Origin of the sequence: Micromonospora haikouensis (assembly GCF_000876225.1) — a bacterium.
Classification (GTDB): domain Bacteria; phylum Actinomycetota; class Actinomycetes; order Mycobacteriales; family Micromonosporaceae; genus Micromonospora; species Micromonospora haikouensis.
On the sequence record NZ_JXSX01000003.1, the window covers coordinates 2,454,452 to 2,471,959 of the forward strand.

A 17,508-nucleotide genomic window follows, 5' to 3' on the forward strand; every position below is an offset into this window, starting at 1 on the left:
CGCACACGCCTAACCAGGGCACTCGCCGGGCGGTCCCGCCGGCGGCGACCACGGCCACGGGACGTCCCGGAAGGCCGCCTCGACGAGCAGGGCCTCCACGGCGCGCAGGAACGCCTCGGCCCGCTGCGGCGGCAGGTAGCGGGTGTCCACGGTCACGGACAGCTCGACCGCGCCGGGGGCGTCGAGCACCTGGAGGCGGCAGCGCCAGCTGAACGCCTCCAGCTCCTCCACCCAGCGGAACGCGCTGCGCTCCGCCGCCGCCCGCAGCGTCGCCTCGTCCCAGCCGGCGGGGTCGGCACCGGCGTCGTGCGGCAGCCGGATGTCGTTGAGGTAGCAGAACGGGGCCAGGGCGGTGTGGTAGTCGAGGCCCCGCGCGGCGAATGCGCGTTCCAGCTCCCTCGGGTCGTAGTAGGCGTGCCGGTAGGCGTCCAGCGACGCCGTGCGGGCCCGGGTGAGCAGCTCGGCGAAGGCGGGCCGGTCGGCCAGATCGATCCGGCAGAGCCCGATCTGGTTGAGCTTGCTGATCGCCCCGTCGTACTCGGGCTGGAAGCGGTTGTTGACCATCGTGAACACGCCGCAGACGTCGCCGCCGCCGTCGGCGGCGAGCACGGCGGCCGTGGCCGCGAGCAGGACCGTGGCGTTGCTGACCCCGTGCCGGGCGGCGACGAGCCGGGCCGCGTGGTGCACGGCCGGCGAGACCAGCGATCCCCGGCGGTAGCGGGGGGTCAGGCCGGGGCCGACCGGGTCGAACAGGCCCACGGTGAGGTCGGGGAAGTGCCGCGTCCAGTACGCCACCGCCCGGTCGCCCCGGCGGCGTTCGCCGTCGCCCTCCCGTTCGGCGATGTCGAGCGACTGGGGGCCCGCCGGGGTGGGCACGGATCCCCGCAACACGAGCATCCGCAGGTCGCGCAGCACCGTCTCGGCGGCATGGAAGTCCACCGTGGAGTGGCTGAAGACCAGCACGACCTGGCGTACCCGGTCGTCGACGGTGACCACCGCGGCCCGCATCGGCCACTCGGCGGCGTGGTCGAAGCGGGGGTCGCCCAGCCGCGCGGCCAGCGCCGAGGCGGCGGCCCGGCCGTCCGGATCCGCCGCGGCCGACGCCACCGGGTACACCAGCACGGGCAGCCGGCCCGCGCCGGTGGCCGACTGGTACAGCTCGCCGTCGACCGAACGGACCCGGGTGCGCAGCGACTCGTGCCGCCGCACCAGCGCCGCGACGGCCCGCACGGCCCGCGCCACGTCGACGTCGGCGCGCCGGGACACGGCCAGGATGCGGCGCAGGTTGAGCACGCTGTGGCGCGGTGACTCGAACACCTCGACGGCCCGCCACATCGCCCGTTGGCCCCAGGTGAGCGGGCCGGTCGCGTCCCGGCCGCCGGTGAACTCCGCGTACGCCAGTTCCTCGTCGGCGGCGGCCGGGAGCACGGCGGGCGGCGGCACCGGCGGGGGTGCCGCCGGGGCGGGCGACGGCCAGGGCACCTCGGCGAACGCGGCCTCCACCAGCAACTCCTCCAACTCGCGCAGGAACACCTCGACCGCGTCGAGGGCGACGTGCCGGGTGTCGGCGCTCAGGGTGAGCCCCACCCCGCCCGGGGTGTCGACCACGTGGGTCAACAGGTGCCAGGAGGACCGGCTCAGCCCGGCCGTCCAGGAGAAGGCGCTGCGCGCCGCGGCGGCCCGCAGCTCGCCCCGGGTCGCCTCCGGCGCGGCAACCGGGCCGCCGACGGGCAGCCGGACGTCGTTGAAATAGTAGTGGGGCAGGAATGCCGAGTCGTAGTCGCGGCCGCTCGCGGCGAAAGCCGCGCGCAGCGCGGCCGGATCGTAATAGGCGTGCCGCAGGCCGTTCAGCGACGCCTGCCACACGCGGGAGAGCACCTCCGGGAATGCCGGCCGGCCGGTCAGGTCGAGCACGCAGAATCCGATCTGGCCGAGGTTGGCCACGGCATTCGCGTAACCGGCCGGGAACCGATTGTGCGCCATCGGGAAAGCGCCGCAGACCTCCCGGCCGGACCGGGCCGCGGCCAGGGCGCCCACCCCGGCCAGCAGCACCGCCGAGGTGCTGACCCGGTGCCGGGCGGCGATCATCCGGGACGCCACGTCGACGGCCGAGGAGACCAGCACGCCCCGGCGCAGCCGGGGGGTCAGGCCGGGGCCGCCGTCGGGCAGCGGTGCGGCCGGCAGCCGGTCGAACTCCCGCAGCCAGTACGCCACCGTCCGCGCGGAGCGCCGCACGTCGGCGGTGTGCTGGAGCCGGGCCACGTCCGCCGACTGGGGGCCGGGCGGGGTGTCGAGGCGACCGCGCAGCAGGAGCAGCCGCAGGTCCCGCAGCACCACCTCGGCGGCGTGGGCGTCCACCGTCGAGTGGCTGAACACCAGCACGACCTGGCGTACCCGGTCGTCCACGGTGACCACGGCGGCCCGCACCGGCCACTCGGCGGCGTGGTCGAACGCGACGTCGGCGAGCCGGTCGGCAGCGGCGCGGGCGGCGGCCGCGCCGTCGTCCACGCCGGGGACGACCAGCACCGGCAGGTGGCCGGTCGCGGCCTCCTGCTGGCGCGGCTCGCCGTCGACCACGCGGACCCGGGTGCGCAGCGAGGCGTGCCGGCCCATCAGCGCGCCGAGCGCCCGGACGGCGCGGTCGGGATCCGCACCGGCCCGCGCCGAGACCGGCACGACGCGGCGTAGGCTGAGGAACCGGTGGTTGGAGCCGTACCGGGCGTCCGCCCGCCACGTCACCTGCTGCGCCCAGGTCAGCGGGGCGGGCGGGGAGCCGACGCCACGGAACGGCGCGTGCAGCAGGGTCTCGGACGCCCACTCGGCGGGCACGACGGCATCGGCGAATCGCATTCCCGACCGTACGACGGGCGGTAGGGCGCGCCGGGTCGGTCGATCGGATTTTCCACAGTGGACCGATCAGACGACGCGATGCTCTGTTTGCAGCATGCAGACTACGTGCTCCTGACCGACCCTGGCGTGTGAGAAGGCTTCCGCGTGACCAATGTTGACGTACCGACGCGGGCCACATACACCCCGCCGAAAACGACGTTCCACCGTTCTGCGGAGAAACCGTCGCTGTCATTCGGCCAGGAGCGGATCTGGTTCACCGAACAGCTGACCCCCGGCACCGCCGCGTACCTCGTGTGGTCGACGACCCGGCTGCGCGGCCCCCTGGCGGTCGAGCTGCTGCGCGCGGCCCTCGACGGCGCCGCCGCCCGGCACGACAGCCTGCGCATGCGGTTCACCGAGAACGCCGACGGCGAACCCGTCGTGGAGGTGCTGCCCGAGGTGCGGGTGCCGGTCACCGTCACCGACGCGCCGTCGCTGGCCGACGCCCGCGAGCAGGTGGCCGCCTCCCTGCGGACCCCGTTCGACCTCGGCGCCGCTCCCCTGCTGCGGGCGCTGGTGATCCGCCTCGCCGACGACGACCACGTCCTGCACCTGGCCATGCACCACATCGTCAGCGACGGCTGGTCGCTGGACCTGCTGCTGGGCGAGGTGGCGGCCGGCTACGCCGCGCTGCGCGACGGCGCTCCGCCGCCGGCGGCCCCCACCACGGGGTACGTCGACTACGCCGCCTGGCAGCGCGACCGCCTCGACGGGCCGGCGAGCGGGGACGGGTTCGCGTACTGGACCGGCGCGCTGGCCGGGGTGCCCCCGCTGGAGCTGCCCACCGACCGGCCCCGCCCGGCCGTCCAGTCGTACGCGGGCGGCACGCACCGGTTCACCGTCGACGCCGACCTGACCGACGCGCTGCGCCGGCTCAGCCGCGCGCACCGGGCCACCCTCTACATGACGCTGCTCGCCGGCCTGCAGGCGGTGCTGTTCCGCTACAGCGGCCAGCGGGACTTCGCCATCGGGTCCCCGGTGGCCGGGCGGGTGGTGCCGGAGCTGGAGAACCTGATCGGCCTGTTCGTCAACACCCTGGCGCTGCGCGCCGACCTCTCCCCGGCGGCGGGCCCGCGCGCCGCCGACGCGGGCGCGGGCTCCCCGGCCGGCGACGCTCCCGCCGAGCCGAGCTTCGCCGCCCTGCTGCGGCGCACCCGGGGCACCGTCGTGCGCGCCCTGGCCCACCAGGAGATCCCCTTCGAGCGGCTGGTCCGGGAGCTGAACGTGCCCCGCGACGTCAGCCGCTCCCCGGTGTTCCAGGTGCTGTTCACGCTGCAGAACTACGCCCGCAGCGGCGGCCGGTGGCCGCAGGGGCTGAGCAGCGAGAGCCTCGGCGCGGACGCCGCCACGGCCCGGTTCGACCTGTCGCTGTACGTCAGCGAGACCGCCGACGGGCTGCGCGGCATGTTCGTCTACAACAGCGACCTGTTCGACGCCGAGACGGTCGCCCGGCTGGCCGCGAGCCTCGACGCCCTGCTGCGCGCGGCGGTCGCCCGGCCGGACCTGCCGGTGGTCGACCTTGACCTGCTCGGCGACGCCGGGCGCGACCGGGTGCTGGCGCTGGCCCGGCCCGGGGGCGGCGACCCGACGGCCGGCGGCGACCCGACGGCCGGCGGCGACCCGACGGCCGGCGGCGGGCCCGGGGTCACCGGCGCGGCGGCCACCCTGGCCGACCTGGTCGCCCCGCACGCCGCCGCGACCCCCGACGCGCCGGCCGTGGTGTGCGGCGCCGACGCGATCACCTACCGGGAGCTGGACCGGCGCGCCAACCGGCTGGCGCACTGGCTGCGCGGGCGCGGGGTCGGCCCCGACGTCCTGGTCGGGGTGCTGCTGGAGCAGTCGGTGGAGCTGGCCGTGACGCTGCTGGGGGTGCTGCGGGCCGGCGGGGCGTACCTGCCGCTGGACCCGGAGCAGCCGCCGGCCCGGCTGGGCCTGATGCTCGCCGACGCCCGGCCCGCCGTGGTGCTGACCAGCGCCGACCTGCGCGACCGGCTGCCGGTGGAGCCGACCGCGCCGCCCGGGGCCCACCCGGACGCCCCGGGCGTCGCGGTGGCCTGCCTGGCCGAGATCGCCGCCGAGGTCACCGCCCGGCCCGACACGCCGCCCGAGAATGGGAGCGGCGACGACCTGGCGTACGTCATCTACACCTCCGGGTCCACCGGCGTCCCGAAAGGGGTGGCCGTCGCACACCGGCAGGTGCTGCGCTACCTCGACGGGGTGGCCGACCGGTTCGCCGTCGCCCCGGCCGCCCGGTACGCGCTGCTGCAGTCGATGTCGTTCGACTTCGCCGTCACCGTCTTCTACCTGGCGCTGGCCACCGGCGGGACGGTGCACCTGGTGCCGCGCCGCTGCACCGGCGCCGAGCTGGCCGAGCAGCTGCGCACGCACCGCATCGACTACCTGAAGATCACCCCGTCGCACCTGGCGGCGCTGGCCGCCGACGCCGGGCCGGGCGACCTGCTGCCCGCCCGCGCGCTGATCCTCGGCGGCGAGGCGTCCGACCTGGAGCGGATCGCCCCTCTCGCCGCCGCCGGGACCGCCCGGGTGTTCAACCACTACGGCCCCACCGAGGCCACGGTCGGCGTCGCCACCTACGAGGTGACCGCCGACGGGCCCGCCACCGGCCCGGTGCCGACCGGCCGGCCGCTGCCCCACGCCCGGGTGTACCTGCTCGACGAGCGGATGCGGCCGGTGCCGGTGGGGGTGCCCGGCGAGCTGTACCTGGGCGGGGACCGGCTGGCGCGCGGCTACCTCCACCGGCCCGGCCTGACCGCCGAGCGGTTCGTGCCCGACCCGTACGGGCCGCCGGGGGCCCGCCTGTACCGCACCGGTGACCTGGGCCGGTGGCGCGCCGACGGGCAGCTGATGTTCCTGGGCCGCCGCGACCACCAGGTGAAGATCCGCGGCTACCGGGTGGAACTCGGCGAGGTCGAGGCCGCGCTGCGCGACTGCCCCGGCGTGCACCAGGCGGCGGTGCTGCTGCGCGACGACCGCCTCGTCGCCTACCTGGAGCCGACGCCCGACGCGCAGGCCCTGGAGCCGGCGCGGCTGCGCCGCGCCCTGGCCGACCGGCTGCCCGAGCACATGGTGCCCTCCCGGTGGGTGGTGCTGGACCGGCTGCCGTTGCAGGAGCACGGCAAGGTGGACCGGCGGGCGCTGCCCGCGCCGACCGACGAGGTCCCCGCCGGTGAGCGGGTGCCGCCGGCCGGGCCGGTGGAGACGCTGGTCGCCGCGATCTGGCAGGCCGTGCTGGGGGTGGCCGAGGTCGGCGCGACCGACGACTTCTTCGACCTCGGCGGGCACTCGCTGCTGGCCACGCAGGTGGTGGCCCGGCTGCGCCGGGAGCTGCCCGCCGTGGCCGGCGGCGCGACGGGCACGGTCAGCGTGATGGACCTGTTCCGGCACCGGACCGTCCGCGAGCTGGCCGCCCTGGCCGCCGGGGGCGACACCGGGCCGGCGGGGCTGCTGCACGAGCTGACCCCGCCGATGGCCGTTGCCGACCGCGTGGCCACGCTCGTCTGCGTCCCGTACGGCGGCGGCAGCGCCGTGGTCTACCAGCCGCTGGCCGACGCGCTGCCCGCCGGCTACCGGCTGCTGTCGGTGGCCATGCCGGGCCACGACATCGGCCTCGCCGACGACCCCGCGCCGATCGACCAGGTCGCCGCCGGGGTCGCCGAGGAGATCCTGGCCCGGGTGTCGGGTCCGGTGATCCTGTACGGGCACTGCGGCCCCGGCGGCGCCCTCGCCGTGGAGGTGGCCCGGCTGCTGGAGGCGCGGGGGCGCGACCTCGACGCCGTGTACCTCGGCGCGGTGTTCCCGTTCGGCCGTCCCGCCGGGGGGCTGCTCGGTCCGCTGCTGCGGCTGCGGCTGGCCGAGCGGATCCGCAGCGACCGGATCTACCGCACCTGGTTGCAGGCGCAGGGCACCTCGGTCGGCTCGCTCGCCCCCGACGAGGTGGCGTTCCTGATCCGGGCGATGCGCCACGACGCCCGGGTCTCCGAGGAGTACTTCACCGAGCTGATGCATCGGCGGGTCACCCCGCTGCGCGCCCCGCTGATCTCGGTGGTCGGCGAGCGGGACCGCAGCACCGACTACCACGCCGAGCGGTTCCGGGAGTGGCACTTCCTCAGCGACCGCACCGCCCTCGCCGTGGTCGACGAGGCCGGGCACTACTTCCTGAAGTACCGGGCCGCCGAGCTGGCGGAGATCGTCACGACCGTGCACCGGCGGCTCGACGCGCCGGCCCCGCCAGCGCCCCCGGCCACCCCCGTGGTCGAGGTCGAGAGCGGGCCCGCGTGGCAGTTGGCCGGGATCTCCCGCCAGCCCGCCGGCCCGCCCGGGGCACCGCAGCCGTCGGGGCCGGCGGCCGGCGCGGACCGCGCCCCGGAGCCGAGCATGCGCCGGTTCGGCCTGGTCGCCGCCGGCCAGGTGGTCTCCGGCATGGGCACCGCGCTGACCAACTTCGCGATCCCCCTGTGGATCTACCTGGAGACCGGGTCGCTGGCCCGGTTCGCCCTGTTCGCCGTGCTCGGCCTGCTGCCGGGGCTGCTGGTCGCGCCGCTGGCCGGGGCCGTGATCGACCGGACCAGCCGGCGGCGGGTGCTGCTGGCCGCCGGCCTCGCCGCCGGGGGCGCGAACGCGGTGCTGGCCGCCCTGGTGCTGGCCGACCGGGCGCAGGTGTGGCACTTCTACCCGCTGGTCGCCTGGCTGTCGGTGGCGCTGGCGTTCCAACGCCTCGCGTTCGTCTCGGCGGTGCCGCAGCTGGTGCCCAAGCGCTTCCTCGGTCACGCCAACGGCGTCACCCAGACGGCGATGGGGCTGACCCAGTTCACCGTCCCGCTGGTCGCGGTGGCCCTGCTCGACGCCGTCGGGCTGCGCGGCATCCTGCTCATCGACGTGGCGTCGTACGTGTTCGCGGTCGGGGTGCTGGGGCTCGTCAGGTTCCCCCGCACCCTGGCCCTGCAACGCCGCGAGGGCATCGGCGAGGAGATGGTCGCCGGCCTGCGGTACGCGCTGCGCCGCCGCGAGTTCCGGGCCATGCTGACGTTCTTCGCCGCCCTGAACCTGTTCCTGTTCCCGGCGCTGTACCTGCTCTCCCCGCTGGTGCTCGGCTTCGCCGACCTGGACCAGGTGGCGCGGATCGCGCTGACCGGCGGCGTCGGCGCGGCCGTCGGCGGCCTGGTGATGCTCCTCTGGGGCGGCCCGAGCCACCGCCGGATGCGGGCCGTGCTGCTGGGCACCCTCGGCATCGCGGCGGCCGCCGTGCTGACCGGGCTGCGGCCGGACCCGCTGGTGGTCGGCGCGGGCGCGTTCGGCATGTACCTGGCGCTCGGCGTCGTCAACGGCGTCTACAACACGATCATCCAGACGAAGGTGCCGCCGCGCTTCCACGGCCGGGTGTTCGCGCTCAACCAGATGATCGCCTGGTCGACGATGCCGCTGGGATGGGGGCTCATCGCCCCGTTCGCGGCGCGGGTCGCCGAGCCGCTGCTGCTGCCCGGCGGCGCGCTCGCCGGCACGGTCGGCGCGGTCATCGGCGTCGGCCCCGGCCGGGGCCACGGCCTGCTGTACGTCGTCTTCGGGGTGTGCATCGCGCTGACCGCCCTCGTCGCGCTGGCCACGCCGGTGCTGGCCCGGTTCGACGACGAGGTGCCCGACGCGCCGCCGGACGACCTGGTCGGCATCGCCGAACGCGAGGCCCGCGCCGCCGGGCACCCGGCCCGCGCCGCCGCCGACACGGGGCAGGCCCAGGGCACCACCCCGGGCGGGCCACGGTGACGGCGACGACGGCCGCCCCGCCGGCCGCCCGGACCGTGCCGGAGCTGCTGGCCTGGCGCACCGCCCTGCACCCCGACCGGGTCGCCGTCGAGGTGGCCGGGGTGCGGGCGCTGACCTTCGCCGACTGGTCGTCCGGCGCGGCGGCCGTCGCCGCCGGCCTGCACGGCCGGGGGGTGCGCCCCGGCGACCGGGTCGGGCTGGTGTTCGGCGCCCGCGACTGGACCGGCTTCGCGGTGGCGTACTGCGGGGTGCTGCGGGCCGGCGCGGTCGCGGTGCCGCTGTCGGACCGGCTCGCCGCCGGCCAGCTCGGCCACGCGCTGGCCCACTGCGGGGCCGCCGCCGTCGTGCACGGCGACGCCACGGCCGCCCCGCCCGCCCCCGCCGGGCTGCCGGTGTGGCGGGCCGCCGACCTGGCCGCCGGGCCCGCCGACGCGGCCGACCCCCCGCCGGTACGCCCCGGCGACCTCGCGCAGATCCTCTACACCTCCGGCACCACCGGCCGCCCGAAGGGCGTCGCCGCCAGCCACGCCAACCTGACCGCCGGCGCGCCGACCCACCCGCGCCGGCTGGCGCTGGCCCACTCGGAGCGGTTCCTGCACGCGTTCGCCATCGGCACCAACGCCGGGCAGACGATGCTGTTCAACGCGCTGACCGCGAAGGCCGGGGCGCTCACCCTGCCCACATTCACGCCGGTCCGGTTCGCCCGGCTGGTGCAGACCCCGGGCACGGGGACGCTGTTCGTCGTCCCGTCGATGGCCATCGAGCTGCTCGACTCGGGGGCGCTGCGCGGCCGGGACTGCTCCGGCGTACACCTGATCGGGTCGACCGCGGCGGCGCTGCCGCCGGCCGTGGCGGCCCGGCTCGCCGCGGCCTTCCCCGAGGCGACCATCGTCAACTACTACACCTCCACCGAGGCGGCCCCCGCCCAGACCACGATGATCTGGGATCCGGCGCGCCGGGACGCGGTGGGCCGCCCGGTCGGCGGGCAGCTGCGCGTCGCCGATGCCGACGGCAACCCGCTGCCGCCCGGCACCACCGGCGACGTGTGGCTGCGCGCGCCGTACCCCCGCGCCTACTACCGCGACGACGCCGCCAACCGGGCCACCTTCCGCGACGGGTGGGTGCGGATGGGCGACGTCGGGCGCATCGACGCCGACGGCTACCTCTACCTCACCGACCGGCACCAGGACGTCATCAAGTCCGGCGCGTTCAAGGTCTCCAGCCTGGAGGTCGAGGCGGCGCTGCACGAGCACCCCCTCGTCGCCGAGGCGGCCGTCGTCGGCGTGCCGCACCCGGTGCTCGGCTCGGCCGTCGCCGCCGCCGTGGTGGCCCGGCCGCACGCCGACGCCGCCGGGCTGACCCTGCCGGCGCTGCGCGCCTTCCTCGCCGACCGGCTCGCCGACTACCAGCTTCCCGCCCGGCTGCTGCTGCTCGCCGAACTGCCCCGCAACGAGGGCGGCAAGGTGCTCAAGCGGCAGCTCACCGGCCTGTTCGACAACTGATCCACCCCGATAACGATCCATGGGAGAGCATGTGGGCACCGCCGAGGCGACATACGCGCAGCACGCCGTCTGGTTCACCGAGCAGGCCGGGGTCGCCGGCACGGCGTACCACATGGCGCTCGGCGTCCGGTTCGCCGCCGACCTGGACCGCCGGGCCCTGGTCGAGGCGTGCGCCGCAGTGGCCGACCGGCACCCCGTGCTGGGCGCCCGGGTCGTCACCGACGCCGACGGCACGCCGGGGCTGGCCCCCGCCGACGGGCGGGCCTCGGTGACCTTCGGCGAGTGGACCGACGCCCGGGTCGCCGAGGAACTGGCCCGCCCGCACGACCTGCGGGTCGGCCCGCTGGCCCGGTTCACGCTGCTGACCGCCGCCGACGGCCGGCACCTGCTGCTGGTCTGCGTCCACCACCTCGCCTTCGACGGGATGTCGAAGGACGTGCTGGCCCGCGACCTGGCCGACGCGTACGCCGCCGCGCTCGCCGGGACGTCGGCGCAGGCCGCGCCCCACACGGACGGGTACGCCGGGGACGCGGCGGCCGAGCGGGACCGCGTCGCCGTCGACCTGCCGGCCGCCCGCGAGTTCTGGGCGCGGCACCGGCCCGACGCCGCCGACGTGGTGCTGCCGGGCCTGCGCCGGGTGCCCACCGGCGCGGAGCCTGGCGCCGTCGTGGCCGTGGCGCTGCCCGCCGACCTGGTCGACGGCGTGGGCCGGGTCGCCGGCAGGCTCGGGGTGACCCGGTTCGAGCTGCTGCTCGCCGCCGTGCACGCCCTGCTGCACCGCTACGGCAACCGGGGCGTGCCCGTCGGCGTCACGCTGTCCACCCGCGCGCCGGAGCAGGCCGACCGGGTCGGGCTGTTCGTCAACGAGCTGCCCGTCACCGCCGACGACCCCGCCGCCGGCTCGTTCGCCGAGCACGCCCGCGCCGTGCGGGCCCGACTACGCGAGGTGTACCGGTTCCGGCACGTGCCGCTGGCCCACGCCGTGTCGGGGCTGCGCCCCGCGCCCGCGCTCACGGCCGTGTCGGTCGGCTACCGTCGGCGCGGCGACGACCCCGCGTTCGCCGGGGTGGCCGCCGCCGTGGAGTGGACCCTGTTCGGCGGCGCGGCCCGCAACGCGCTGCACGTGCAGGTCGTGGACGGCCCCACCGGCGTCGACGTCGGCCTCCAGCACAGCCCGGCCGCCATCGACACCGACGCGGTCGAGCGCATCGGCGGCCACCTGCGCACGCTGCTCGCCGCCGTCGTGGCCGACCCGTGGCGCCCGGTGGCCGACCTGCCGGTGCTGCCCGCCGACGAGCGGGAGCGGGTCGTCCGGGCCGGCACCGGCCCCGCGCGGGCGTACCCGGACGTCACCGTGCCCGAGCTGTTCGCCGCCCGGGTCGCCGCCGACCCGGACGCGGTGGCCGTCGTCGACGGCGACGTGCGGCTCGGCTACGCCCGGCTCGACGCCGCCGCCGGCCGGCTCGCGGCGCTGCTGCGCGGCCGGGGCGTCGGCCCGGGATCGCTGGTCGCGGTGGCGCTGGACCGGTCCTGGCGGACGGTGGTGACGATGCTGGCGGTGCTGCGCTGCCGGGCGGCGTACCTGCCCGTCGACCCGGGTCATCCCCCGGCGCGGCAGCGGCTCGTGCTCGCCGACGCCGCCCCGACGCTGGTGGTCACCGCCGCCGCGTCGGACGCCGGCCCTGACGCCGGGCCGCCGGTGCTCGCCCTCGACGAGGTCGACCTGTTCGCGGCCGGGCACACCGACGTCGACGCCGACGCCCCGACGGCCGCCGACCTCGCGTACGTGCTCTACACCTCCGGCTCGACCGGCCGGCCCAAGGGCGTGGCGGTCGGCCACGGCGCGCTGACCAACCTGCTGCTGGGCATGCGGGACCTGCTGGACGCCGGGCCCGCGCACCGCTGGCTGCACCTGACCTCGCCGTCGTTCGACATCTCCGCCGTGGAGGTGTTCCTGCCGCTGGTCACCGGCGGCCGGGTGGTCGTCGCCTCGGGCGTCAGCGCCCTCGACGGCGCGGCCGTGCTGCGGCTGGTCCGCGACGCCGGGGTGACCCACGCCCAGGCCACACCGTCAGGCTGGCGGGTGCTGCTGGCGGCGGGCCTCGGCGCGGCCGACACCGCCGAAGCGGCGGGCGCGGCCGGGTCGCTGGTGGCGGTCGCCGGCGGGGAGGCCCTGCCGGTCGCCCTCGCCCGCGAGCTGCGGGCCCGCACCGCCCGGCTCGTCAACGGGTACGGCCCGACCGAGGCGACCGTCTACGCCACCGTCGAGGACGTCCCCGCCGACCCGGACACGGTGACCATCGGCCGGCCGCTGCCGAACGTGCGGGCGTACGTGCTGGACGCCGCGCTGCGGCCGGTGCCCGTCGGGGTGCCCGGCGAGCTGTACCTGGCCGGGGCGGGGCTCGCCGTCGGCTACCGGGGGCGCGACGACCTGACCGCCGAACGGTTCGTGCCGGACCCGTTCGGCGCGGCCGACGGGCGGCTGTACCGCACCGGGGACCGCTGCCGGTGGCTGCCGGACGGCCGCCTCGACTTCCTCGGCCGCGCCGACGACCAGGTGAAGGTCCGGGGGCACCGGCTCGAACTGGGCGAGGTCACCGCCCGCCTGCTGGAGCACCCGGGGGTCGCCGAGGCGACCGCGACGCTGCACGCCGACCCCGACGGCGAGGCCCGCCTCGTCGCGTACGCCGTGCCCCGCGCCGGCTCGGCCGTCGACGCGGCGGAGCTGCGGCGGCACCTGGCGCTCAGCCTCCCGGCGGCGGTCCTGCCCACCGACTGGGTGCTGCTGGACGGGCTGCCCCTCGGCCCGAACGGCAAGGTCGACCGCACCGCGCTGCCCGCGCCGGCACACCGCGACGCCCCCGAGGAGGCGGCGACGCCCCCCGCGCCGGAGACCGACGCCGACCCGGTGGTGCAGGCGCTGCGCGAGATCTGGCAGGACGTGTTGAGGATCCCCGACATCGGGCTGCACGAGGACCTGTTCGACCTGGGCGGGCACTCGCTGACCATCACCCGGATCAGCGGACGGATCCAGCAGCGGCTCGGCGTCGAGGTGCCGCTCGACGCCTTCTTCGACACCCCCACGATCGCGGAGATCGCCGAGATCGTCCGACAGTCCCGAGAGGAACTCTGATGGGCACCACCACCGACCCGCGTTCGCGGATCGCCGCACTGGTCAGCGAGGCCACCGGGGGCGAGGTGTCCGCCGTCGACGTGCTCGGCGGCGGCTCGCTGATGGCCCTCGGCGTGGACTCCCTCGGCCTGCTGCGCCTCGTCGACGCCCTCGAACTGGAGTACGGCGTCGAGGTGGAGCTGACCGCCCCCGGTCAGCGGCTGGACACGGTCGACGACCTGGTGGCGATCGTCGCGCGGGGCTGACCGTCGGGTGGCGGTGGCGCCCCCCGGGCCGCGCCACCGCCACCCCGGTCGGGCGTCACCGCAGCCGGCGACGCCCGCTCAACCACTCCCGCGCGGGCCGCGTGTTGAGCGACCAGAGCACCCAGGCGAGCAGCCCCAGCCCGACGATCGTGATCGCGCCGAAGAGGCCGAGCGAGGCCGCGGCGAACAGCCCGGACAGCGCGTACGCCGGGTAGGCCGCCCACGGCCGGCGGGCCGCCAGGGCGCCCGCCACCAGCGCGCAGGCCGCCGCCATGGTGGCGAAGAACACCGCGGCGCCGAGCGAGCCGTCCTCGACCAGCAGCCGGTGCACCGTCGCCAGGGCGAACAGCAGCGTCAGGACCGCGAAGACGAGCACGGTGACCCGCACGGGGCCGGGCATCGGCGGGGAACCCAGCAGGTCCCCGTATCCGCCCCCACGGAACGATCGAACGGCCATGGGACAACGATGACCGTCTACCTTTACGTCTCTTGAACACTGTCAGGAAGACGACAGGTCGGGACGGGGGCCTAAGCTTCCCGCCATGGCGAAGTACCTCGACGTGCACCCGGACAACCCGCAGCCCCGCACCATCGGCCAGGTGGCCGACCTCATCCGCCGGGACGGGCTGATCGCCTACCCCACGGACTCCTGCTTCGCCCTGGGCTGCCGGCTCGGCAACAAGGACGGCATGGACCGGATCCGGGAGATCCGCCACCTCGACAGCGGCCACCACTTCACCCTGGTGTGCCGCGACTTCGCGCAGCTCGGCCAGTTCGTGCACCTCGGCAACGCCGTCTTCCGGGCCGTCAAGGCGGCCACCCCCGGCAGCTACACCTTCATCCTGCCCGCCACGAAGGAGGTGCCGCGCCGGCTGCTGCACCCGAAGAAGAAGACCGTCGGCGTCCGCATCCCCGCGCACACCGTCGCCCAGGCCCTGCTCACCGAGCTGGGCGAGCCGCTGCTGTCGAGCACCCTGCTGCTGCCCGGCGACGACGAGCCGATGACCCAGGGCTGGGAGATCAAGGAACGCCTCGACCACGCCATCGACGCGGTCGTCGACTCCGGCGACTGCGGCACCGAGCCCACCACGGTGGTGGACTTCTCCGACGGGGACCCCGAGATCGTGCGCGTCGGCGCGGGGGACCCGTCCCGCTTCGCCTAGCCCGGCCCCCCACCGACGTGGCGTCCACTTGACACAATCGGACCCGCCTTCGCTCGAACATCATCGATCCCGGCCGCGCCGGGCCGGGCACTGCGAGGTCATCCGATGGTACGACTCCTCCTGACCGTCGTCGCGACGCTGCTCCTGCTGGTCGTGGTGCGCTGGTCACAACCGGACGCCCTGCGGGTCGACGGGTTCTGGTCGCTGGCGACGGTCGCACTCGTGACGGCGACCGGGGCGGCCCTGACCCTGCGCCTGTCCCGGGTGCTGTTCACGCGGCTGGCACCGTGGGTGCGCGGTGTGCTCTCCACCGCCGTCGCGTTCGTCCTGCTGGCCTCGTTCACCGGCGACTTCGGCCCCGTCGTGATCGTGGGCGCGGTGCTGCTGGCGCTGTCGCTGCTGTTCTCGTTGCTGCGCGGCGGCACGCTCCGCGCGGAGCCGTTCCCGCCGGACATGCTCGCCGTGGGCCGCCTCGCGGGGCGGTTCGCGGTGCCCGCGCTCTGGTATCTCGCCGCCGTCGCCGTGGTGCCGGGGGTGCAGTCGGCGCAGCGCTGGCCGGGCGCGCTGCTGGGCGGCGTCGTCGCGGGCGGGACGCTCGTCACCGGCGCCGTGCTGGCGTTCACCCGGCCCTGGCACGCCGCCGTGACGCCGGTGACGGCGGACGGTGCCGTAAGGGCCGCGTACGGCGGGCTCGGGCACCTCGTCGGGATCGGTGACCCGCACACCGGAGCGGACCTGCGGGTGATGGGCTCCTCCGGGGTGCTCCTCGACCTCGCGGGCTTCTTGCCGGACCCGACGCCCGACGCGGTGCGTCGACAGGCCGGCCGGCTCACCCCCGGCCTGGTGCGGGCGCTCTGCGCGGTCGAGACGCCGCAGCGCACGCTGCTCGCCTCCGCCGGCTACGGCGAGGCCGTGCACCTGTGGGATCCGGCGACCGGGAAGGCGGTGCGCGCCCTCGCCGGCCACCTGGCCCCCGTGAACGCCCTGTGCGCCGTGCCGGTCGACGGGACGGCCCTGCTCGCCTCCGGCGGCGGCGAGCGAGGGGTCCGGATCTGGGACCCCGAGGCCGGTCGGCAGGTCAGGATGATCGGGCGCGGAGTGCGAGCGGGCGTCCAGGCGCTGTGCACCGTGGCCCGCGACGACGGGGGCAGGGCCCTCCTCGCCGCCGCGTACACCGACGGCGGGATCCGGGTGTGGGACCCCGCCGACGGACGGCCGATCCTCCAGATCGCCGCCCACTCCAGCAGCGTCAACGCCCTCTGCGCCGGCACCGTGGACGGCGCGGGCTGGCTCGCCTCGGCCGCCAACGACGGCACCGTGCGCCTGTGGGACCTCGTCACCGGCAAGGCGCTCGGTTCCTTCGACGACAGCTCACCCCGATACGCGCTCTGCCCCGTGGAGTTGGACGGGGAGGTCCTCGTCGCGGCGGCCGGCGACGGCGTAGGCATCTCGCTGTTCGATCCGGCGACGAAGACGCGCCGGGGTTCCCTGGGCACGGGGCCCGTGCTGCAGATGCTGCTGAACCCGAGACCGACGGGCTGGATCCGGTCCATGTGCCAGGTCGGCAGCGGCGACGACGCGTTCCTGATGTTCGCCGGGTACGACCGCGCAGTCGGCCAGATCCGCCTCCGCCCGGCGCTACAGGCCCTGGCCTGACCTTCGACGCTAGGCGACCGGGGCGAAGCCGAGGTAGGCGCTGTGTGGGCCGGACCAGCCGGAGCCGAACGAGCCGTCGGGCTGCCCCTGCGCGTCGTACACCACCACGTGCAGCTCGCACGTCGTCATGAAGTCATCCGGCGCGCAGCTGGGCCAGTACTGGACGTTCACGGACGCCGTGAACGTGTCGTCCTCGGTGAGCGGCACCGTGGCCAGCGGCGTGTCGTCATAGCAGCCGCTGTCCTGGATGATGTCGTAGCACGCGGTCTGAATGATGGTCACGTGCCGGCTGGGTGAGCCCTTCGCGGTGCCGGTGACCTCCACCAGTTGCCCGTCGACCAGGCCACTGCTCGGGGTCGCGGTGATCGTGGCCGGGTCGCCGGTGAACTCCAGGGGCGCGGTGGCGACCGACTGCCGATCACCGTCGACGACCCACTCGATGAAGAATCGGCAGATGTCCGCGCGGCAGTAGACCGGCTCGTCGTCGCCGTAGGGGCGGCTGCGGTAGACCCTGGTGCTGGCGCTCACCTGCTCGGAGATCCGCCCCAGCCGGCTGGTGGTCGTCGTGTGCACGACCGAGCAGCCGATGCGGCTGCCCTCGAAGTCGTAGGCGGCCTTGTCACACTGGACGATGGAGACGTCGCTCCTCTTGGGCAGGCCGGTAGCCGTGACCCTGACGACCGACGAGGCCGACAACCCGGTCGCCGGGCGCGCCGTGACCGACGGCGCGGGGTCGAGCTGGGCCGACGCCGCAGGGGCGGGCGGGCTCACGGCCACCACGCCCACCGCCAGGACCACTGCGGACAACCATGACCGGAACCTCATGTGGCACCCCTTCCACAACAAGCCGGCTATCGACACTCGTCGTTGCGGCATCGACCCTAGTCGAGGAGAGTCCCGGAGACGGGACCGGCCGCTGTCGGCTGTCGGACAGCGCCGCACACCGCGACTCGCCGCCCTGGACGCGACACCCCGCCGACACCTCCGGTGATCAAGAGAAAAGTGTCAGGTTGAAGATCCACTCTGACGCTTTTCTCTTGATCACCGGAGGCTTCGCAGTTCGGGGCCGAATGCGTTTCAGGGCCACCCCGGTTGGGGTGGCCCTGAACGAAAGAATGTCCGGCGGTGTCCTACTCTCCCAC

At 75.9% G+C, this 17,508-nt stretch carries 9 protein-coding genes; 6 read left to right on the plus strand and 3 right to left on the minus strand.

Features of this window, described 5'->3' with window-relative positions; genetic code table 11:
• Positions 1-9: 9 nt before the first annotated feature.
• Positions 10-2,850 carry a condensation domain-containing protein gene (locus TK50_RS31840; RefSeq protein ID WP_043969207.1) on the minus strand — a complete coding sequence of 947 codons (2,841 nt, stop codon included), beginning with the start codon at positions 2,848-2,850 and terminating at the stop codon, positions 10-12.
• 144 nt (positions 2,851-2,994) lie between these two features.
• Here TK50_RS31840 and TK50_RS31845 point away from each other — a divergent pair, with 144 nt between their 5' ends.
• The 4 genes from TK50_RS31845 to TK50_RS31860 are packed head-to-tail and all read left to right on the plus strand — an operon-like array spanning position 2,995 to position 13,547.
• Positions 2,995-8,667 carry a non-ribosomal peptide synthetase/MFS transporter gene (locus TK50_RS31845; protein ID WP_043969208.1) on the plus strand — a complete coding sequence of 1,891 codons (5,673 nt, stop codon included), beginning with the start codon at positions 2,995-2,997 and terminating at the stop codon, positions 8,665-8,667.
• Positions 8,664-10,169, plus strand: a complete 1,506-nt coding sequence (locus TK50_RS31850; protein WP_043969209.1) for a class I adenylate-forming enzyme family protein — start codon at positions 8,664-8,666, stop codon at positions 10,167-10,169. Before TK50_RS31845 ends, TK50_RS31850 begins: the two co-directional genes overlap by 4 nt.
• A gap of 19 nt (positions 10,170-10,188) precedes the next feature.
• Positions 10,189-13,302, plus strand: a complete 3,114-nt coding sequence (locus tag TK50_RS31855; RefSeq protein ID WP_043969210.1) for a non-ribosomal peptide synthetase — start codon at positions 10,189-10,191, stop codon at positions 13,300-13,302.
• On the plus strand, positions 13,302-13,547 hold the full coding sequence (locus TK50_RS31860; RefSeq protein ID WP_043969211.1) for an acyl carrier protein: 246 nt from the start codon (positions 13,302-13,304) through the stop codon (positions 13,545-13,547). The genes TK50_RS31855 and TK50_RS31860 overlap by 1 nt, the downstream gene beginning before the upstream one ends.
• Positions 13,548-13,602: 55 nt before the next feature.
• Here the strand turns inward: TK50_RS31860 and TK50_RS31865 are convergent, their stop codons facing one another.
• Positions 13,603-14,004: a hypothetical protein gene (locus TK50_RS31865; RefSeq protein WP_043969212.1), complete on the minus strand. Its 402-nt coding sequence runs from the start codon at positions 14,002-14,004 to the stop codon at positions 13,603-13,605.
• 85 nt (positions 14,005-14,089) lie between these two features.
• Here TK50_RS31865 and TK50_RS31870 point away from each other — a divergent pair, with 85 nt between their 5' ends.
• Together TK50_RS31870 and TK50_RS31875 are read left to right on the plus strand one after the other, a co-directional pair.
• Positions 14,090-14,710 (plus strand): L-threonylcarbamoyladenylate synthase, encoded by a 621-nt coding sequence (locus TK50_RS31870; protein WP_043969213.1) that lies wholly within the window; start codon positions 14,090-14,092, stop codon positions 14,708-14,710.
• 105 nt (positions 14,711-14,815) lie between these two features.
• A complete protein-coding gene (locus TK50_RS31875; RefSeq protein WP_043969214.1) occupies positions 14,816-16,366 on the plus strand; it encodes a WD40 repeat domain-containing protein in 1,551 nt (516 codons plus the stop codon).
• A 9-nt stretch (positions 16,367-16,375) separates the two neighbouring features.
• Here the strand turns inward: TK50_RS31875 and TK50_RS31880 are convergent, their stop codons facing one another.
• A complete protein-coding gene (locus TK50_RS31880) occupies positions 16,376-17,164 on the minus strand; it encodes a neocarzinostatin apoprotein domain-containing protein (RefSeq protein WP_043969215.1) in 789 nt (262 codons plus the stop codon).
• Positions 17,165-17,508: the final 344 nt, after the last annotated feature.